Source organism: Streptomyces coffeae (assembly GCF_016741875.1).
GTDB classification, from domain to species: Bacteria; Actinomycetota; Actinomycetes; order Streptomycetales; family Streptomycetaceae; genus Streptomyces; species Streptomyces coffeae.
Genome location: NZ_JAERRF010000015.1, coordinates 55,049 through 73,689 on the forward strand (window position 1 = coordinate 55,049; position 18,641 = coordinate 73,689).

16 protein-coding genes are annotated in these 18,641 nt (G+C 71.7%); 7 read left to right on the top strand and 9 right to left on the bottom strand.

Going from position 1 to position 18,641, the window contains the following annotated elements; translation table 11 throughout:
• Nucleotides 1-18: 18 nt before the first annotated feature.
• The 3 genes from JK363_RS24345 to JK363_RS24355 all read right to left on the bottom strand — a co-directional run bounded on the left by JK363_RS24345 (nt 19) and on the right by JK363_RS24355 (nt 3,253).
• Nucleotides 19-714, bottom strand: a complete 696-nt coding sequence (locus JK363_RS24345; protein WP_236076067.1) for a cytochrome b/b6 domain-containing protein — start codon at nt 712-714, stop codon at nt 19-21.
• The gene (locus JK363_RS24350) at nt 698-1,459 is read right to left on the bottom strand and encodes a molybdopterin-dependent oxidoreductase (RefSeq protein WP_201877268.1); all 762 of its coding nucleotides are present in this window, start codon (nt 1,457-1,459) and stop codon (nt 698-700) included. The genes JK363_RS24345 and JK363_RS24350 overlap by 17 nt, the downstream gene beginning before the upstream one ends.
• A gap of 138 nt (nt 1,460-1,597) precedes the next feature.
• On the bottom strand, nt 1,598-3,253 hold the full coding sequence (locus JK363_RS24355; protein ID WP_201877270.1) for an FAD-binding dehydrogenase: 1,656 nt from the start codon (nt 3,251-3,253) through the stop codon (nt 1,598-1,600).
• A gap of 254 nt (nt 3,254-3,507) precedes the next feature.
• On the opposite strand from JK363_RS24355, the gene JK363_RS24360 reads away from it, so the two are divergent.
• From JK363_RS24360 to JK363_RS24375, 4 genes are read left to right on the top strand one after another with little or no spacing between them, the layout of a single operon-like run.
• Nucleotides 3,508-4,176 carry a hypothetical protein gene (locus JK363_RS24360; protein WP_201877272.1) on the top strand — a complete coding sequence of 223 codons (669 nt, stop codon included), beginning with the start codon at nt 3,508-3,510 and terminating at the stop codon, nt 4,174-4,176.
• A 27-nt stretch (nt 4,177-4,203) separates the two neighbouring features.
• Nucleotides 4,204-4,758, top strand: coding sequence for an NUDIX hydrolase (locus JK363_RS24365; RefSeq protein ID WP_201877274.1), 555 nt, complete (start codon nt 4,204-4,206; stop codon nt 4,756-4,758).
• Nucleotides 4,755-5,165 carry a YidH family protein gene (locus JK363_RS24370; protein ID WP_201877275.1) on the top strand — a complete coding sequence of 137 codons (411 nt, stop codon included), beginning with the start codon at nt 4,755-4,757 and terminating at the stop codon, nt 5,163-5,165. The genes JK363_RS24365 and JK363_RS24370 overlap by 4 nt, the downstream gene beginning before the upstream one ends.
• 4 nt (nt 5,166-5,169) lie before the next feature.
• Nucleotides 5,170-5,502: a DUF202 domain-containing protein gene (locus JK363_RS24375; protein WP_201877276.1), complete on the top strand. Its 333-nt coding sequence runs from the start codon at nt 5,170-5,172 to the stop codon at nt 5,500-5,502.
• 606 nt (nt 5,503-6,108) lie between these two features.
• On the opposite strand, the gene JK363_RS24380 is transcribed toward JK363_RS24375, so the two are convergent.
• On the bottom strand, nt 6,109-7,035 hold the full coding sequence (locus JK363_RS24380) for an NADP-dependent oxidoreductase (protein WP_201877277.1): 927 nt from the start codon (nt 7,033-7,035) through the stop codon (nt 6,109-6,111).
• Nucleotides 7,036-7,301: 266 nt separating this feature from the next.
• On the opposite strand from JK363_RS24380, the gene JK363_RS24385 reads away from it, so the two are divergent.
• Together JK363_RS24385 and JK363_RS24390 are read left to right on the top strand one after the other, a co-directional pair.
• A complete protein-coding gene (locus JK363_RS24385; RefSeq protein WP_201877278.1) occupies nt 7,302-8,324 on the top strand; it encodes a phosphotransferase family protein in 1,023 nt (340 codons plus the stop codon).
• 6 nt (nt 8,325-8,330) lie between these two features.
• The gene (locus tag JK363_RS24390) at nt 8,331-9,545 is read left to right on the top strand and encodes an acyl-CoA dehydrogenase family protein (protein ID WP_201877279.1); all 1,215 of its coding nucleotides are present in this window, start codon (nt 8,331-8,333) and stop codon (nt 9,543-9,545) included.
• 59 nt (nt 9,546-9,604) lie between these two features.
• Here JK363_RS24390 and JK363_RS24395 read toward each other — a convergent pair whose 3' ends face one another.
• From JK363_RS24395 to JK363_RS24410, 4 genes are all read right to left on the bottom strand, one after another.
• Nucleotides 9,605-10,198: a TetR/AcrR family transcriptional regulator gene (locus JK363_RS24395; protein ID WP_201877280.1), complete on the bottom strand. Its 594-nt coding sequence runs from the start codon at nt 10,196-10,198 to the stop codon at nt 9,605-9,607.
• Between the two features lie 20 nt (nt 10,199-10,218).
• Entirely contained in the window at nt 10,219-11,862 is a 1,644-nt protein-coding gene (locus tag JK363_RS24400) for a class I adenylate-forming enzyme family protein (RefSeq protein WP_201877282.1), read from the bottom strand.
• Between the two features lie 150 nt (nt 11,863-12,012).
• Nucleotides 12,013-12,795 carry an SDR family oxidoreductase gene (locus JK363_RS24405; protein WP_201877284.1) on the bottom strand — a complete coding sequence of 261 codons (783 nt, stop codon included), beginning with the start codon at nt 12,793-12,795 and terminating at the stop codon, nt 12,013-12,015.
• Between the two features lie 166 nt (nt 12,796-12,961).
• Nucleotides 12,962-14,011, bottom strand: coding sequence for a LysR family transcriptional regulator (locus JK363_RS24410; RefSeq protein WP_201877286.1), 1,050 nt, complete (start codon nt 14,009-14,011; stop codon nt 12,962-12,964).
• A 359-nt stretch (nt 14,012-14,370) separates the two neighbouring features.
• Between JK363_RS24410 and JK363_RS24415 the strand changes: the two genes are divergently transcribed.
• Nucleotides 14,371-15,660, top strand: coding sequence for a lipase family protein (locus JK363_RS24415; protein WP_201877288.1), 1,290 nt, complete (start codon nt 14,371-14,373; stop codon nt 15,658-15,660).
• A 76-nt stretch (nt 15,661-15,736) separates the two neighbouring features.
• On the opposite strand, the gene JK363_RS24420 is transcribed toward JK363_RS24415, so the two are convergent.
• Nucleotides 15,737-18,559 carry a penicillin acylase family protein gene (locus JK363_RS24420; RefSeq protein ID WP_201877290.1) on the bottom strand — a complete coding sequence of 941 codons (2,823 nt, stop codon included), beginning with the start codon at nt 18,557-18,559 and terminating at the stop codon, nt 15,737-15,739.
• Between the last annotated feature and the right edge of the window lie 82 nt (nt 18,560-18,641).

An 18,641-nucleotide genomic window follows, 5' to 3' on the forward strand; every position in this document is an offset into this window, starting at 1 on the left:
AAGGGAGTCGGGCGCTTCTCATGGGCGCGGCTCGTCGACGGACTCGGGAGACGTGGGACGCTCGGAACTCTCGGGACGCCACAGCGGATGTTCCCGGGCCGCCCACTCCGGGTCCACCCGCCCGGTGCGCATCCCGCGCCGGGCCTCGGGGTCGGCGAGCGCCTTCCCGATGTGCCCGAGCAGCACAAGGCCGAGGAAGAGCGCCAGCCAGTCATGGACGAAGGTGGCGCTGGTGCGCCACATCAGCGGGGCCAGACCGGTGAACCACATCAGCACCCCGGTGCCGGTCATCACCAGCACCGCACCGGTCAGATACGCCGCCCACAGCTTCTGCCCGGCGTTGAACTTGCCCGCCGGACGCTCCTGCGGCCTGCGGTCGCGCCGGAGCGCGGCACGCAGCCAGCGGCGGTCATGCGGTCCGAACCGGTTGAGGCGGCCCAGGTCGGCACGGAAGGCCCGGGAGGCCAGACCGAGCAGCACCGGGGCCGGGGTAAGGATGCCGGACCAGGTGTGGACGGTGACGACCAGCACCCGGCGGCCCACCAGTTCGGCCAGTTGGGGGAGGTACAGACAGGCCGCGCTGAGCACACACAGGCCCATCAGGACGGCGGTGGTGCGGTGGATCCAGCGCTCGGCCGGGGTGAAGCGGAGCAGCCGCGGCCGGGCGGCGGTCCCGGCGGCGGTCTCCGCCGCGGTGTCAGACGGTGGGGGCATCGTCGCGTCCGTTCGACCGGCCGACCCAGGCGTCCACGTCATAGCCCCGGCGCTCCCAGTAGCCGGGCACCACCTCGTCGGTGAGGGTGATGCCGGAGAGCCACTTCGCCGACTTGTAGAAGTACATCGGCGCCACATACAGCCGCACCGGGCCGCCGTGGGAGTGGCCGAGCGGCTTGTCCCGCATCCGCAGGGCCACCAGGACGTCCTTCCGGCGCGCCTGGTCGAGGGTCAGGCTCTCGCAGTACGCGCCGTCGAAGCAGGTGAAGCGGACCGCGGTGGCCTGCCGCCGGACCCCGGCCGCGTCGAGCAGATCCGAAAGGCGCACCCCTTCGAACGGGGTCTGCCGCACCCGCCAGCCGGTGACGCACTGGACGTCGCGGACCACCCGGGCTTGCGGCAGTGCGCGCAGATCGTCCAGCCGGTAGCGGGTGGGCCGGTCCACCAGCCCGCCGACGGTGAGCCGGTAGTTCCCCGCGTCCTTGTGCGGTACGGAGGAGGTGACGGAGTAGTAGCGGAACCCGCCGCCGTTGGGCAGGTAACCGGTGACGCCGGTGGGGTCGTTCTCCGCCACCGCCCCGAGGGCGGTCTCCAGCCGCGCCTGGAGCCAGGGCGCGGCGGCCATCGCGCCCGCGCCCAGCCCGACCATGCCGAGCACGAGGCGGCGGCCGACGGGGGCGCCGGTGCGGTCGGCGTCGCCCGCGCGGTCGGCGTCGGCGTCGGCGTCGCCGGTGTTGGGGTCCATGCCCTCGATGAGAGCACCGGACCCGGCCCGGCGCCATCTCCTGCGCGGATTCGTCAGACTTCCGTCAGATTTCGCAGGACTGCCGTCAGACTTCGCACATCCGCCGGATCTCGTGGCCCCTGCGCCCCCGGGCGGGTGTCACCCCACCGCCGTGGCCGCCGCCCGGCCCGCGGTGCGCCCGGAGAACAGACAGCCGCCGAGGAAGGTGCCCTCCAGCGCGCGGTAGCCGTGCACTCCCCCGCCGCCGAAGCCCGCCACCTCACCCGCCGCGTAGACACCGGGCAGCGGCTCACCGCCCTCGGTCAGCACCCGCGAGCACAGATCCGTCTCCAATCCGCCGAGCGTCTTACGGGTCAGGATGTTCAGCCGTACGGCGATCAGCGGGCCCGCCTCGGGGTCGAGCAGCCGGTGCGGTGCCGCGGTGCGGATGACCCGGTCGACGAGATAGCGGCGGGCCCCGCGCACCGCGGTGACCTGGAGGTCCTTGGTGTAGGGGTGGGCGATCTCACGGTCCCGGGCGGTGATCTCGCGGTGTAGCTCCGCCTCGTCGATCAGCGGTTCCTTCGTCAGCTCGTTCATCCGGCGCACCAGCGCGGTCAGCGAGCGTTCGACCACGAAGTCGGCTCCATGGTCCATGAACGCCTGGACCGGGCCCGGGGCCCCGCCCCCGGCGCGGCCGAACACCCCGCGGACGCTCTTGCCCGTCAGATCCGGGTTCTGCTCGGAGCCGGAGAGGGTGAACTCCTTCTCGATGATCTTCCTGGTGAGGACGAACCAGGTGTGGTCATGGCCGGTGCGCATGATGTGCTCAAGCGTGCCGAGGGTGTCGAAGCCGGGGAAGAGCGGCACCGGGAGCCGTTTGCCGCGGGCATCCAGCCACAGCGGGGAGGGGCCGGAGAGGATCCTGATGCCGTGCCGGGGCCAGATCGGGTTCCAGTTCTCGATGCCCTCGGTGTAGTGCCACATCCGGTCGCGGTTGATGATCCGGCCGCCCGCGGACTCGGTGACGCCGAGCATCTTGCCGTCCACATGCGCCGGGACGCCGGAGATCATGCGCTCGGGCGGACTGCCCAGCCGCTCGGGCCAGTTCTCCCGCACCAGGTCGTGGTTGCCGCCGATGCCGCCGGAGGTGATGATCACCGCTTGGGCGCGCAGCTCGAAGGCGCCGGTGACCTCCCGGCTGCTGGCGGTGCCGCGCTCGGTGTCGCTGGGCTCCAGGATGTCGCCGGTGACCGTGTCGACGGCGCCCGCGCTGCGCGCGAGTCCGGTGACCCGGTGCCGGAAGCGCAGATCGACCAGACCGCGGGCGGCCGCGGCTCGCACCCGCCGCTCGAAGGGGGCGACCACCCCCGGGCCGGTGCCCCAGGTGATGTGGAAGCGGGGTACGGAGTTGCCGTGCCCCGTGGCGTCGTAGCCGCCGCGCTCGGCCCAGCCGACGAGCGGGAACAGCCGCAACCCCTGGGCGTGCAGCCAGGACCGCTTCTCTCCGGCCGCGAAGTCCACGTACGCCTCGGCCCAGCGGCGCGGCCAGTGGTCCTCCTCGCGGTCGAACCCGGCCGTGCCCAGCCAGTCCTGCCAGGCCAGTTCCCGGCTGTCGCGGATGCGCAGCCGCCGCTGCTCGGGCGAGTCGACGAGGAAGAGGCCGCCGAAGGACCAGTGGGCCTGGCCGCCGAGGGACTGTTCGGGCTCCTGGTCGAGCAGGATCACCTTCCGGCCCGCGTCGGCCAGTTCCGCGGTGGCCGCGAGCCCCGCGAGCCCCGCACCGACCACGATCACATCCGCGTCGTACGCCATGGTGGTGTTCCGTTCTGGTCGGCCCGCCGGCGGTGTCGTCGCTGCGATCCTCCCTACCGGCCGGTATGCCGTCAACCCGCCGTTGGGAGCGCTTTCCGGCCCGCCAACTCCCGGATGACACCGTCTTGTACAACAAAGCGTGACAATCGTTCACCGAGATTGGACAGTATTCGGCCAACGCGGCATCATCAACGCCTATGGCTGACCGCCCCGTTGAGCACTCAGGGCCGCCGCACCCGGCGGAACGTCGCGTGGTGAATCCGACCCTTGTCACCCCCGGACCGCAGCCCGTCGAAGCGGCCGGGCCCGGCGCCGACGATGTGCCCCAGGTACTCCGGGGCGAGGTGGTCGGCCCCCGGCACGCCCGCCGCCGTCCGGTGGACAACCGGCGCAAGGCCGCGGCCGGGGCCATCCTGCTGTCGGCGACCGGCGCCGCCACCGCGCTCTTCCTGCTCATGGGCAAGGACGCCCGGCCGCCCACCGCCGCGCCGGACACCTCCTCGTCCGCCCCCGACCGGCCCGACGCGCACACCTCCTCGCTCGGTGAGTCGGCGGTCGGCGACGCCCCGCTGCGCGGCTCGCGTGCGGAGCGGCCCGCACCGGCCGCGGCGGACCGGGCCGACGCGGCGCCGTCCGACGCATCGGCGCACGAGCCCGGCTCCTCCTCCGGACCGAGGCACTCCGCCGCGTCCCGGCAGGACCTGCCGGGACGCGGGTCCGGCCACTCCGGCGACTGGCAGGACGGTGCGGAGCAGCTGCGCCGCTGGGCGCGCGCCTACGCCGAGCAGCACAACGGCGAACACCAAGGCCAGGGCCACGGCAAGCACCGGTACGACGACGGCGGCGGCGGAAACGGCCAGGGCAACGGGTATGGGAACGGCCAGGGCGAGCCGGGCCGCTGGGGCGGTGGCCACGGGCGCTGACCGCCCACGATCTGCTTGTATGGCGACATGCCTGATCAAGAGCCGCTGCCCCCCGACGGGCCGCTGTCCGCCGACGAGCTGCTGGACATCGTGGACGAGCGGGACCGCGTGGTGGGCCAGGCCCGGCGCGCCGACGCCATGGCCAACCGGCTGCGCCACCGCTGTGTCTTCGTACTGGCGCGGGACGCCCGGGGCCGGATCTTCGTCCACCGGCGCACCCCGCAGAAGATCGTCTTCCCGTCGCACTACGACATGTTCGTCGGCGGGGTGGTCGGCGCGGGCGAGAACTATGACGACGCGGCGCTGCGCGAGGCGCGGGAGGAGCTGGGCGTCACCGAACTGCCCGCGCCCGAACCGCTGTTCTCCTTCCTCTACGAGACGCCCGAGCACACCTGGTGGAGCCGGGTCTACCAGGTGCGCTGCGAGCGGCCCGTCACGCCGCAGGCGGAGGAGATCGCCTGGCACGCCTTTCTCACCGAGGAGGAGCTGACCCGCCGGCTGCCGGAGTGGGAGTGGGTCCCGGACGGGGTGGAGGCGTACCGGCGGCTGCTGGAGCTGCGCCGCGAGGGGCTCGTCCGGTGACCGGCCCCCGCCCGCCGAGGAGCGGGCTCGCGGCGGTACGCCTCTGGTTCGCCCCCGAACGCCTCCGCGAGGAGGGCCATACCCCCGACTACCGCTTCTCGCTCGCCAACGAGCGCACCTTTCTGGCCTGGCTGCGGACGGCGATGGCGCTGGTGGGCGGCGGTTTCGCGGTCGACCAGTTCCTGACGGACACCACCCGCCCGCTGCGGCTGGCGCTGTCCCTGGTCCTGCTCGCGGGCGGCGCGCTGTGCGCCCTGCGGGCGATCAACCACTGGATCCGCTGTGAACGCGCCATGCGTCGCGGCGAGGATCTGCCCAGCTCACGTTTTCCGGTGGCGCTGGCGCTGGCCGTCGGGGTGGTCGCGCTGGGCATGGTGCTGGTGGTCGCCTTCGGCTGGGGTGTGTGAGCCGGTGCCGGAGGGGAAAGGACCGGTCGGGAACGGAACGCGGGACCCGGGGCTCCAGCCGGAGCGCACCCGGCTGGCCTGGCGGCGTACGACGCTCGCCTGCGCGGTGGCCGCCTCGCTCGCCGGACGCCAGACCCTGGCCTCCGGCATCGGTCCGATCCCCCTGCTCGGCCTGGCCCTGACCGTCCTGGCCTGGCTGACCTTCCTGGGCCTGGCACACCGCCGCATCCGGACCCTGTACGTACCACGGCCGCCCGCACTGTCCCCGCGGGCGGCCGTGGTCGCGGTCGCCTGCGTCCTGGCGATGGCCGTCTTCGGCTCGGCGACCCTCCACTGAGCACTGCTGTCGTACGACTGGGCGCGTACGACGGCGGGCGCCCAGGGCGCGTACGCGGGCCCGCACCCTGGGGCCCATGCCCCGACCCCACAGGACGCCCCCGCACACCGGGATCCCGCACACGGGGCGAGCGGGGCCCGGGCCCGCCGGAGCGGTGCGTCCGCCCCGCGCGGGGACGATGGGGCGACCCCGAACGCCCGAGCGCGGGGCCCCGCTCCGCCGTCGGCGACGGCTACACGGCCCTGCCGCCCGGCAAACCCGTGCGGCGCGCCGGCGATGTGACCGTCGGCGGTGCGCCGGCGGCCGGGCCCGTGGTGCGGTTCGGGTGCACCCCGAAGGGGCGCGGGGCTGTGTCGATGTGCGGCTCCGCCGCGTGGGCGACCAGCCCACGACGCAGCCGCAGACGCATGACTGCACCTCGCGGCACTTCCCGCGGAGCGCTCAGGCCCTGTCCTGCCGATCTTCGCGGGCCCGCGACGCCTGGCACCGCGCCTCGCTGCGTTGTCGGGATCTTCCGAGTACGCCCAGTACGAGGACGACCCTCCGCCTTGCGATCCACGGCACCAGACGCCGCGGGCTGATCCACGAAGATCGACAGGACCGGACCTAGTCGATCGTGACGGCGATCTTGCCTCGGGTGTGGCCCTCGGCGCTGAGGCGCTGGGCCTCTGCCGTTCTCGGGAGGGGGAGGACGGCGGCGAGTTCCACGCCGAGGGCGCCACGTTCGGCGAGGTCGGTCAGGTCCTGGAGATCGTTGGGGTCGGGGCGGACGAAGACATAGCGGCCGCCGAGGGCCAGCACCTCCGGGTCGGCGATCGAGGCGAGCCGTCCGCCGCGGGCCAGGAGTTCCGCGGAGGCGGTGAGCGCCTGGCCGCCGACCAGGTCCAGCGCCGCGTCCACCCCGCGCGGCACCAGCTCCCGCACCCGGTCGGCGAGCCCGTCCCCGTAGACGACGGGATCCGCGCCCAGCGCGCGCAGATAGTCGTGGTTGCGCTCGCTCGCCGTGCCGATGACCCGCGCGCCCATGTGCCGCGCGAGCTGGACCGCCATCGAGCCGACCCCGCCCGCGGCCGCGTGCACCAGGACGGTGTCGCCCTCGGTGACCCGCAGCGCCCCGGTCAGGGCCTGGTACGCCGTCAGCCCGGCCAGCGGGATGCACGCGGCCTGGGCGAAGGACAGATTGCGGGGTTTGCGGGCGAGTGTGCGCAGGGGCGCTGCCACGTACTCGGCGAAGGTGCCCCGGGAGAGGAAGTCCTCCCGGACGTATCCGATCACCTCGTCACCCGGCCGGAACTCGGTCACCGCGGGGCCCGGCCGCTCCACCACTCCGGCGACGTCCCAGCCGGGAATGACCGGGAAGACGGCGTCCAGGACCGGGTCCAGGTATCCGGCCTGGGCCTTCCAGTCGACGGGGTTCACGGCGGCGGCCCGGACCCGGATCAGCACGGAGTCGGGGCCGACCTTGGGGTCGGGGACCTCGCCGTAGTCGAGGACCTCGGGGCCGCCGTAGCGGCGGTAGGTGATGGCCTTCATGGTGGCGCTCCTTGCGGTTTCCCTGAGGTGGCCCTGTGGTGCTCGTGCGCAGTGCGTCAGCGGTGTTTCAGCCGTGCCGTAGGGTGCGGGGCCGTACGCCACGACCGCGTCGCGGTGGCTTCCCTTCGACGCTCCTTCTCCCGCCGCCTCCGCGCAAACCGGCGCCCATCGCCGTACCGCACTGGACTACATACCGACTGGTCGGCATCATGGTCCGCATCATGGTCGGAACCGTTCGCCCGTTCTCCCCCGGAGGAAGAGATTCGATGAACGCAGGCAACCCCCCAGGGCTCGACCTCGAGCGGCTCCGCGCCCATCTCGACCGCGAGCGGGCGGGGCTGGTGCACGGGCCGCTGAGTGCCGAGCTGATCGAAGGAGGCCGGTCGAATCTCACCTACACCGTCTCCGACGGCGTCTCCCGCTGGGTGGTCCGCCGCCCGCCGCTGGGCCATGTGCTGGCCACCGCGCACGACATGGGGCGCGAGCACCGGGTGATCAGCGCGCTGCACCCGACCCGTGTTCCGGTGCCGGAGCCGGTGCTGCTGTGCGAGGACGCGTCGGTCATCGGATCGCCGTTCTACGTCATGGAGTTCGTCGACGGCACCCCGTACCGCACCGCCGAGCAGCTCACCGCGATCGGCCCGGAGCGCACCCGGGGCGTGGTGCTGTCCCTGGTGGACACGCTCGTGGCGCTGCACTCGGTGGACCCGGCCGAGGTGGGGCTCGGGGACTTCGGGCGGCCGGCGGGCTTCCTGGAGCGGCAGCTGCGCCGCTGGGGCAAGCAGCTGACCGCCTCGCGCAGCCGCGACCTGCCCGGGATCGACGAGCTGCACACCCGGCTCGGCAAGGCGCTCCCCGTATCCCCCGCGCCCACCGTGGTGCACGGCGACTACCGGCTGGACAACGTCCTGGTCGGTGCCGACGACCGGATCAAGGCGATTCTCGACTGGGAGATGTCCACCCTCGGTGATCCGCTGACCGACCTCGGTCTGATCGTGATGTACAGCAGCCATCCGGCCCTCCCCGGCTCCGTGATCTCCAGCACCTCGGGCGCCCCGGGCCACCCGGGCACCGACGAACTGGTGCGGCGGTACGCCGAGGGCTCGGGGCGGGACGTCAGCGGCGTCGCCTGGTACACCGCCTTCGCCTACTTCAAGCTGGCGGTCATCCTCGAGGGCATCCACTACCGCTTCACCCTCGGACAGACCGTCGGCGCGGGCTTCGACCGTATCGGCGACATCGTCCCGGGCTTCATCGACCACGGCCTGACCACCCTCCAGGAGAGCTGAGACGTCATGGACTTCGCATTCGACGCCCGTACCGAAGAGCTCCGGGCCAAGCTGCTCGCCTTCATGGCCGAGCATGTCCACCCGGCCGAGGCGGTCGCCGAGGAGCAGCGTGCCGCGCTCGCGTCCCCCTGGGACACCCCGCCCGTCGTCGAGGAGCTGAAGGCCGAGGCTCGCAAGCAGGGTCTGTGGAATCTCTTCCTGCCCGACACGGAGTACGGGGCCGGGCTGACCAATCTCCAGTACGCCCCGCTCGCGGAGATCACCGGTCACAGCCCCCAACTGGCGCCCACCGCCCTGAACTGCGCCGCCCCGGACACCGGCAATATGGAGGTGCTGGCCCAGTTCGGCAGTGAGCGCCAGCGCGAGCAGTGGCTGGAGCCACTGCTCGCGGGCGAGATCCGGTCGGCGTTCGCGATGACCGAGCCGGAGGTCGCCTCGTCGGACGCGACCAACATCGAGACCCGGATCGAGCGCGACGGCGACGACTACGTCATCAGCGGCCGCAAGTGGTACATCTCCGGGGCGATGAACCCGGCCTGCAAGATCTTCATCGTGATGGGCAAGACCGATCCGGAGGGCGCCGATGTGCGCCGCCAGCAGTCGATGGTGCTGGTGCCGAGGGACACCCCAGGGGTCGAGGTCCGGCGCGCGATGCGGGTCTACGGCTATGAGGACCACTACCACGGCGGCCATGCCGAGGTGGTCTTCGACCGCGTCCGGGTCCCGGCGTCCCACCTCATCGGTGAGGAGGGCGGCGGGTTCGCCATCGCCCAGGCCCGGCTCGGCCCCGGCCGTATCCACCACTGCATGCGGCTGATCGGGATGGCCGAGCGCGGTATCGAGCTGATGTGCCGCCGGGCCCTGACCCGTACCGCCTTCGGGACCACGCTGGCCCGGCAGGGCCAGGTCCACGAGTGGATCGCGGACGCGCGGGTGGCGGTGGAGCAGCTGCGGCTGCTGGTGCTGAAGACGGCCTGGCTGATGGACACGGTCGGCAACCGCGAGGCCCACACCGAGATCCAGGCCATCAAGATCGCCACTCCGCGCACGGTGGTGGACATCCTGGACCGGGCGGTGCAGCTGCACGGCGCGGGCGGGGTCAGCCAGGACTTCCCGCTGGCCGAGCTGTGGGCGGCGGCGCGGACGCTGCGGCTCGCGGACGGCCCGGACGAGGTGCACCAGCGGTCGCTGGCCCGGCGTGAGCTGAAGAAGTACCGGTAGCGCACAGACGGGTGGGGCGCCCGTTCATCGAACGGGCGCCCCCACCGCCGTACGGCGGCTCAGGGCCGCAGCGCGCGCAGCAGCAGATCCGCCAGATGGTCGGCGACCTGCTGGGGGCTGAGGGCTCCGCCGGGGCGGTACCAGGTGCCCAGATGGTGGACGGAGCCGAAGTGGTAGTCCACCACCAGGTCGGCCGGGGTGTCCGAGCTGAACACCCCGGACTGCTGGCCCTCCTCGATCAGGGCGCGGAACCGCTCGTGGTAGCGGCGGCGCTCGGCACGCACCTGCTTGTGCTTCTCCGGGCTGAGGTGGTGCATGGACCGGAAGAAGATGGTGGCGTCGTCGAGGTTCTCGATGGTGGTGACCACCACGTCGGCCGCCGCGTCCCGCAGCCGCTGCTCCACCGGGGCGTCCGCGTCCGCGAAGGCGTCCAGCCGCTCCTGCTGGAGCCGCAGCACCCGGCCGTAGATCTCGTGGAGCAGATCGTCCTTGGAGCCGAAGTAGTGGTAGAGCGCGCCCTTGGTGACGCCCGCCGCCTCGACGATCTCCTGGACGGACGTCCGGTCGAAGCCCTGCTCCGCGAAGAGGCGGGTGGCAGCGGCCAGCAGCCGCTGCGGCACCGGCTGTCCGTCACTGTCCGTCGTCCTGGCCATCGTCGCCACCCCGATCTCTCTTATCCTCGCAGTTCCCGTCGGAGGATCTTGCCACTCGTCGTCTTCGGCAGCTCGGGCAGGATGTCCACCTCACGGGGGTACTTGTACGCCGCGAGCCGTTCCGCACAGTAGGCGGACAGCTCCTGCGGTGTGGCGGCGGCCCCCGGCCGCAGGCTCACATACGCCTTGACGGTCTCCCCCCGGTACGCGTCGGGCTTGCCCACGACGGCAGCCTCGCGCACGGCGGGGTGAGTGTAGAGCACGTCCTCGACCTCGCGCGGCCACACCTTGAAGCCGGATGCGCTGATCATGTCCTTCTTGCGGTCCACGACGAAGAGCCAGCCGTCGGCGTTCATGAAGCCGATGTCGCCGGTGCGCAGTTCGCCGTCGGGGAGGGCGGCCGCGGTCGCCTCGGGGCGGCGCCAGTAGCCGGGCACCACCATGGGGCCGCGCACGACGATCTCGCCGGGTTCGCCGAAGGGCAGGTCGTTGCCCTCGTCATCCACGATACGGACGACGGTGTCCGCACCGGGGACCCCGACGGCGAGGGTTCCGGAGACCGGGTCGACCGGGGCCCGGACGCCGGGCGGGACACTGGCGCACGGCGCGGTGCACTCGGTGAGCCCGTAGCCGTTGTGCAGATACGGACCCAGGGTGGACTGGAACCGTTCGACCAGCGCGGGCGGCAGCGGAGCGCCGCCGGAGGAGATGATCCGGAAGGACGAGAAGTGGTCGCGAGTGGCCTGGGGATGGGCCATCAGCGCCATGAAGGCGGTGGAGGGGCCGACGGTGTAGCGGGGGCGGTGCTCGGCGAAGGCGTCGAGGACCACACCGGTTTCGAAGCGGTGGGCGAGCGCGAGGGTTCCGGCACCGGAGATACAGGCGCAGAGCTGGCAGACCATACCGGTGATGTGGAACAGCGGTGCCATCGCGAAGATCGTCGAGCCCGGGGGCAGCTCATGCAGGCGGTGCTGCCGGTCGGCGTTGTAGGCGATGTTGCCATGGGTGTTGATCGCACCCTTGGGGGTGCCGCTGGTCCCGGAGGTGTAGCTGATCAGCGCGGTGTCATCGCGGCCCGGGGCGGGCACGGCCGGGGGGCGGGCGCCCTCGCGCGCGACCGCGAGCAGGTCCCGGGTGTCCTCGGGCACGGGTATCCGCCCGTCGCGCAGCGCCCGCTCATCGTCGCGCGACTGGAGGTCATGGGCGTCGGCGGTCAGCCCGATGCGCACCGGGGAGGCGGCGGCGGTCTCCCGGACGTAACTCTCCCAGGCGTGGCGGGAGCAGACCAGGGCGGTCACCTCGGCGTCCGTCAGCACATGCCGCAGTTCGGCCCCTTTGTACATGGGGTTGACCGGTACCACAGCACCGCCCGCCTTCCAGGCTCCGAGCAGCGCCAGGACGAACTGCGGGGTGTTCTGGAGCATGATCGCGAGCCGGTCGCCGGGGCGGAAGCCGTGTCCGGCGAGATGCCCCGCGACACCGTCGGAGAGTTCGTCGGCCTCCCGGTAGCTCAGCCGCCCGTCGAAGTAGACGAGCGCCGGATGGTCGGGGGCGGTGCGCACGGCGTCGCGGAAGGCGTGCAACACGCTCGGCCGTGGGGTGAAGGGTTCGCGCTGTTTCGGGGTGAGCTGGGACAGCCAGGGCTGGTCTTGGTACGTGGTCATGGGGAAGCGGCCCCTGTCGTGAATGAGGGTGGTGGTGCGGAGAGGGGTGGGGACGTAACGGAGCGAAAGATTCCGTGGGGACGGAACAGAAAGGCAAGGAAAGGGAGATAACGGAATGGGCAGAACGGGACGAGGCGGTACGGGAACGGCTCAGCCGACGGGCTGACCGGCCGCACGCTGCTCCTCGAGCGTGCGCTGCACCCGGTTGATGCCGTCGAGCCACCGGTCGGTGTCGGTGGCCCGAGCAGCGTAATAGCGGCCCACTTCGGGGTGCGGAAGGACCAGGAACCGCTCGTCGGCAATGCCCTTCAGCACGGCGTCGGCGACCTCCTCCGGCTCGATCGCGGTGGGTGCCAGCACCAGATCACCCGCGTCACCGGTGGCGTCCAGCATGTCGGTGCGCACGCCCTGCGGGCAGACGGCGTGGACGGAGATCCCGCGATGGCGGTAGGTGGCCGAAAGCCATTCGGCGAAGGAGAGCGCGGCGTGCTTGGTGACGCTGTACGGCGCCGAGCCCACCATGGTGAGCAGCCCGGCCGCGGACACGGTGGCCACGAACCGCCCGCTGCCCCGCTCCAGCCATTCGGGCAGCAGCGCCCGGGCCGCCCGGACATGGGCCATCACATTGACGTCCCAGGACCGCTCCCACAGCAGGTCATCGGCCTCGGGACCACCGGAGTGACCCACCCCGGCGTTGGCACAGAAGATGTCGATGGTTCCGCCGAGCGCCTCGCGCGCCTCGGGCACCACGCCGGAGGCGTCGCCGGGGACGGCGATCCCGCCGATCTCCCCGGCCACGGACGCGGCCTTGGCGGCGTCGAGGTCGTTCACCACCACCCGGGCGCCCTCGGCGGCGAACCGGCGGGCCAGCGCGGCGCCGATGCCTCCGCCCGCTCCGGTGACAACAACACGGGCTCCACGCACGGTATCCACGATCGCAACGCCCCTTCGGATCAGCTCAACAGGCTCGACAGGCTCGGCCGCATCGACAGACTAACCAGTCGGTATGTTGAACGGAAGAGGCGCCACCGCCATCAAACCGATGTCATGGAACGATCCCGCCACGGCCGGTCGAGCCGGGCGGAAACCCTCTACACCCCTACAGCCCGGTCTTTTCCGGCCGGTCCTTGCGCATCACCCGGCGCCACCGGGCGTTCTCCCCGGCGAGCGCGCCCCACAGGACGTTCAGTGGATGGACCTCGTCCTGGGCGGCCCGCTCCCCGGCGCGGACGAACACCCCGACCAGCACCTCCAGCTCCGGCCCGATGTCGTCCTCCAGCTCCAGCGTCCGCAGCCCGGCACCGGCCTGGAGCCGTCCGTCGGCGACCGCGTCCCCGATCCCCTGGGTGACCAGCACACAGCCGCGCAGCACCCCCGAGGCCAGCAGCTCCAGCCCGTACTGCACGGTGTCGATCTCCGCCGCGATATGCAGCTCCTGGCGGTAACGCCCGCCGAACCAGCCGCGCAGAAAGCCGGGTATCAGCCCGTCGGCCGAGACCGCGAGCGGCAGCTCCGGCAGCCGCCCCACCGGCATCGAGGGCCCCGGCAGCTCCTCCGGTCCAAGATTGGTGACCAGCGACAGACCGCTGCGCCGCCACTCCATCACCTCGAAGCCGTCGAGCCGCCCGTCGTGGCCCGCGCGGGTCAGCACACTGCCGCAGACCAGATCCAGCTCCTTGGAGTCCAGCCGCTCCAGCAGATCGCGGGTGCGGACGTGCTCGACCTTGAGCTCGACCCCCCGGCGGTCGAAGTCCCCGGTCACCAACTCCACCGCGTTCAGCAGGAATCCGAGGGTGTAGCGGGTCGAGCCGACGACAAGACGGCTGCCGAGCCGGCGACGGCAGTCGTGCACCTCCTCCTGCCAGTCCTTCAGCGTGCCGCGCGCGAGGTCGACCAGGCTCTCCCCGGTCGGGGTGAAGAGCACGTTCTGGCTCCGTCCCCGCTTCAGCACCAGCGGCTCCCCGCACAGCGTCCCGAAGTTCCGGTTCAGGGTGTCGAGTTGTTTCTGCACACTGGACTGCTCCCGCCCCAGCAGCCGGGCGGCGCCCAGCGCGGTGCCCGCCTCGTGAACCGCGAGCAGTGTGCGGAGCTGGTCCATGGTGGTGTCCAGCAGTGCCGCGGGAAACCGCCACCGATCGCTGAGGGGCATTCCGGCCTTCCGGTGAGAGCATTCCGTCGCGCACTGACCGTTCTGTTCTTGCAGCATAGTGCAGCGCGATCCGGCGAACTGATCTTGAGAACAGCGGTGCTGTTCCCCGGATTTGTCGCCAGGAATGCAACCGGTCTGTCGTTGCCGGAAGCCAAAACCGCTCTCTACGAGAGCGCGTCCTGGCGGGACCAGCACAACAGCCGGCAGAGCACTCAATCCTCCCTCGATGAAGGACGGCATTCCGGGTAAGGCGAACGGCTGGCGGATTGATCGACGCACGCCGTAGGCGTGTCGTATGGCCCCCGGACGGGGCGGTTGGGACGATTGCACGCGGATCGGACCAGCCGAGGGGAACAGCCATGACGGGGATGACAGTGCGGCCGTACTGGGAGCTGAGATTCGACGCGGAGGGGGATGTCGACACCCGGCAGCGTGACCGGCTGACCGAACAGGTGGCGCAGCAGCGCATCACCGATCTGGTGGTGTTCGCCCATGGGTGGAACAACGACCGCGCGACGGCCACCGCGCTCTACGAACACTTTTTCGCGCCCTTTCCCGGTCTGCTGGGAGAGGCCGAAGCGGTGCGGCTCGGCTATGCCGGGGTGATCTGGCCGTCGATGCGGTTCACCGACGAGGCGGTGCCCGCGTTTCCGCCGACGGCGGCGGCCGAGGCGGAGCCCGGGCTCGACGAGGGGACGCGCGCGGCGCTGGAGGCGGTCTTCCCCGGGCGGGGGCAGATGGTGGCGCGGCTGGCCCAGTTGCTGGCCGAGCGGCCCGAACAGGACTCGGCGCTGGACGAGTTCACGGTGCTGGTGCGCGGTCTGGCCCGGGTGCCCGAGGGGTCCGGCGCGGCGGTGTACGCACCGGATGTGGACGGGGACGAGGTCCCCGCGATGCTCGAGGAGGGCCCCGCGTACTGCGAGCTGTTCGCCACCGCGCTGGCCGGGGCCGAGGAGCGCGGCTCCGGGCTGCTCGGAGGCGGGCTCGGCGGGCTGTGGGACGGGGCGCGGGAGCTGCTGCGGCAGACCACGTACTACGCCATGAAGCGGCGGGCGGGCACGGTCGGGCGGCACGGTCTGGGCCCGGTGCTCGGCGAGGTGGCGGCCGCGCGGCCCGGGACGCGGATCCATCTGGTGGGCCACAGCTTCGGCGGACGCCTGGTGTCGTATGCGCTGGGCGGGCTGCCGGGGAGCACCTCGGTGGCGTCGCTGACCCTGCTCCAGGGGGCCTTCTCGCACTACGCGTTCGCCGAGCGGCTGCCACACGCCACCGACCGCGGCGGTGCGCTGCGGGCCGACCGGGGGCGGGTGCGCGGCCCGCTGGTGTCCTGCCACTCGCGGCATGACTCCGCACTGGGCGTGCTGTATCCGCTGGCGTCGCAGGCGGCGCGGGACGATGCCGCCCTGCTGGGGGGCGGCGACGCCCGCTGGGGGGCGATGGGCCACAGCGGGATCCAGGCCGTGGCCGGCTGCGCCCGGCTGGATCTGGCCGAGGCGCTGAAGGGGCCGTTCCCGGAGGACGGCTGTGTGAGCGTGGACGTGTCCTCCGTCGTACGCCACGGCGGGCCGCCCGCGGGAGCGCACAGCGACATCTGCCATGAGGAGCTGGCGCGGGTGGTGCTCGCCGCCGGGCGGATCGCCGGACGCTGAAAGCGCCCCCGGGCCGTGCGGCCCGGGGGCGGTGGATCAGCGGTTCCGGTGGTTCAGCGGTGCTTCCAGCGGTGTTTCAGCGGTGTGCGGGGAACTCCACGACCTGCTGGTAGGTGGGGCGGTTCTGCCAGCTGATGGTGTCGTGGCCGATACCGCCGACCGCCCGGTGGATGATCGCGTCGGCGCACCACTGTTCGCCCGCCTTGCAACTGGCGTCACCGGGATACACCTCGGTGGCGGGCTTGGCGGCGGCCTGCTTGAGCGTGGTCAGCAGGGCGTCGCGGCAGGACGTGAGGTCACCGCCGCCGCAGTAGGACGCGGCCAGCGGGCCCTTCACATCCTCGCCGAGCAGCTTCCGCAGGTCCTTGTCGACATAGGACCACCAGCCGTACTGGAAGGAGGATCCGGCGTGCGAACCCGTGGGGCCGTGGCCCGCCGACGGCGATTCGTCGATGGGCAGATTGGCCTTCAGGGCGTCGTAGAGCTCGCTGCCCAGACCGGGTTTGAACGCGGACTCCACCAGCAGCGGCCACCACGCGTCCATGATCCGCACGGCGTCCGGGTGGCCGTAGGTGTGCGACCCGGCACTGGTCTCCTTGCGCTGCGCGCCCGCGCTGCGCCAGGACTCCAGCTGCTCTACGGCCGTGGCCGCCTTCGGATCGTCGATGGGCTTGGACCGCACCACCTTCAGCAGTTCGGGCAGCACGTCCTCACCGCGCAGATCGGTGACGGCGGCCTCGGCCATGGCGCGGGTGAGCGCGGCGCGGGTGACGCCGCCCTTCTCGACCAGCGCGCGGACCCGGTCCTCGAGCAGGTTGCCGCGGTGCACCGAGCCGTTGCCGAACCCGGACACGGCGTAGTCCTTGGCCAGCTTGTTGTTCCAGCTGATGTAGTAGTCCTGGTCGATGGACTGGGGATGTTCGGCGGGCGGGGTGTAGGCGGCGGTGTTGTCGGACGGCTTGAAGTCCCGCCACTCATAGGCCGGTTCGGCCGTCACCGGCAGCGAGGAGTCGATGTCCTCGGCGCGCGCGGGGTTCAGTCCGCTGTTGTAGTACGCGGTCTGCTTGGAGTCGGCATAGAACCAGTTGAAGGTGTAGTTGATGTTCTGGGCCGCGGTCTGGAAGGACTTCGGATCCTTCACATGGCCGGGGTCGTTGAGCATCTGGAAGCCGATGATGGAGTCGGCCTCGTGCCGGTAGGTGGCGCGCAGCGAGGTGTAGGCGACGGGTTTGCCGCCGATGGTGGCGCGATGGGTCACCAGGCCGTATGTGGTGCGGTAGACCTGGAGCCGGTAGGAGCCCGCGGCGGTGGAGTCCGCCACGGTGGGCTTCCAGGCGTTGCGCCGCTCCAGCTTCTCCATCGGCAGGCAGTCACCGTGGTAGCGGTAGTACGTGGCGTCCTTGGTGGGGGTGCCGCCGTCCGGGGAGCACAATTCGACCGCGTAGGTGTCGGTGATGTCCTGGCCGGAGGTGGTGGCGCTCCACGCGTAGTCCTGGCCGCGGCCGAGCTGGACATACATCCCGACGCCCGCGAACGAGGCGCCGCGCGCGCTGATCCCGGGGCCCTGGAGCTCCTGGAGCATCAGCAGCTGCGGGGCGAAGTAGCCGGTCTGGGGGCCGAAGACGGCCACGGGGTGGCCGCTGGCGGTGTACTTCCCGGAGACCACGAGCGCGTTGGACATGCCCTTCTTGCGGCTGAACAGATCGCGGGGCAGTACGCCGTTGTCATAGATGCCGCGCAGCTTCTCCAGGGAGCGCGTCGGTGCCTTCACCTTGACGCGGTCCTTGGTGGTTGCGCCGCCCTCGCGGTCGTAGACGAGCTGTTCGGGGGTGACGGAGCCGCGGTCGGGCATGGCCGTGCCCTTGGCGTCGGCCGGTTTCCCGCCGTACGGGAAGCTCTTGCCGTCGTGGAGGGTCTGCACCGCCTCGGGGTCGTTGCGCTGCCGGAAGGACTCCCACACCTTGGTGCCCTCGGCGAGACCGTACTTCTGCTGGGCGGCGAGCAGCGAGAGCGCGCCCTGCACCTCACCGCCGCCGCCGTTGCCGAAGAGGGCGCCGACGACGGAGGCGAGGGCTATCAGATCGGTGAGCTTGAACGGCTGGATCTCACCGGCGTTGGTGATCGCGTCGATATGGCCGGTGAGCACGTACTCACCGGGGAAGTAGCGGCCGTCCTTGGCCTTCTTGGCATAGGCGTTGATGCCGTCGACATACGACTGGGCGTCGGCCAGCGCCTGCTTTCCGCGCTCTCCGCCATGGGCCAGGATGAAGTCGATCTGGGCCTGGTAGTCCTCCTCCTTGTAGGGCGCCTGGCGGAAGAAGTCCTGTTCCAGACCCTGGTTGGCGGGGGCGCCACCGGCGAACGAGGTGAGTTCGCCGCGACCGACGTGGCGGAAGAGGTCCATCAGCCACAGCCGGTCCTGGGCGGCCGCGTATCCGGCGCCGAACTCGGTGCCCTCGCGGGTGGTGCCCTGGATGTGGGGGACCCCGGTCTTCTTGTCCCGGGTGATGGTGACGTCGTCACGGGGCTTGGTCACGGACGCCACCTGGTCGGCGGGGACACCGAAGGAGGAGTCGTTGAAGAAGCTGGTCAGCTTGTCGTCGGTGAGGGTGGGATAGGCGCCGGCCAGATCGTTGTACGGGCCGAGCTGATCGGTGCTGTGCTCGGGGTGGGTGCCGAACACCTTGTTGCCGAGGATCTCCACCAGGGTCGCGTTGCCGTTGGCCCCGGGCGGGAGGATGTCGGCGCACTGGCCCTGGCAGTAGTCGGTGGCCGCCGCGGGGGCTGCGGGGGCCGCCTGAGCCGGTTGCGGCAGTGGTGCCGCAAGCGCGGCGCCGAGGCCGAGCACGGCGGCCGCGGCTATCACGGTTCTGGTGAGCCTGCCGGTTTTGGGTCGCATACTCACTCCTCCCGGTTGCTGATGCGACGGAGGTTACCGGCGGTACGGCCCGGCTGGAAGGTGAGCGACCGTCAACTTAACC

Excerpts from the sequence above, each read along its gene's own strand:
- JK363_RS24345 (WP_236076067.1), bottom strand. The coding sequence starts at position 714 with ATGCCCCCACCGTCTGACACCGCGGCGGAGACCGCCGCCGGGACCGCC.
- JK363_RS24380 (WP_201877277.1), bottom strand. The coding sequence starts at position 7,035 with ATGAAGGCCATCACCTACCGCCGCTACGGCGGCCCCGAGGTCCTCGAC.
- JK363_RS24350 (WP_201877268.1), bottom strand. The coding sequence starts at position 1,459 with ATGGACCCCAACACCGGCGACGCCGACGCCGACGCCGACCGCGCGGGC.
- JK363_RS24390 (WP_201877279.1), top strand. The coding sequence starts at position 8,331 with ATGGACTTCGCATTCGACGCCCGTACCGAAGAGCTCCGGGCCAAGCTG.
- JK363_RS24410 (WP_201877286.1), bottom strand. The coding sequence starts at position 14,011 with ATGCCCCTCAGCGATCGGTGGCGGTTTCCCGCGGCACTGCTGGACACC.
- JK363_RS24400 (WP_201877282.1), bottom strand. The coding sequence starts at position 11,862 with ATGACCACGTACCAAGACCAGCCCTGGCTGTCCCAGCTCACCCCGAAA.
- JK363_RS24395 (WP_201877280.1), bottom strand. The coding sequence starts at position 10,198 with ATGGCCAGGACGACGGACAGTGACGGACAGCCGGTGCCGCAGCGGCTG.
- JK363_RS24355 (WP_201877270.1), bottom strand. The coding sequence starts at position 3,253 with ATGGCGTACGACGCGGATGTGATCGTGGTCGGTGCGGGGCTCGCGGGG.
- JK363_RS24415 (WP_201877288.1), top strand. The coding sequence starts at position 14,371 with ATGACGGGGATGACAGTGCGGCCGTACTGGGAGCTGAGATTCGACGCG.
- JK363_RS24420 (WP_201877290.1), bottom strand. The coding sequence starts at position 18,559 with ATGCGACCCAAAACCGGCAGGCTCACCAGAACCGTGATAGCCGCGGCC.
- JK363_RS24365 (WP_201877274.1), top strand. The coding sequence starts at position 4,204 with ATGCCTGATCAAGAGCCGCTGCCCCCCGACGGGCCGCTGTCCGCCGAC.
- JK363_RS24385 (WP_201877278.1), top strand. The coding sequence starts at position 7,302 with ATGAACGCAGGCAACCCCCCAGGGCTCGACCTCGAGCGGCTCCGCGCC.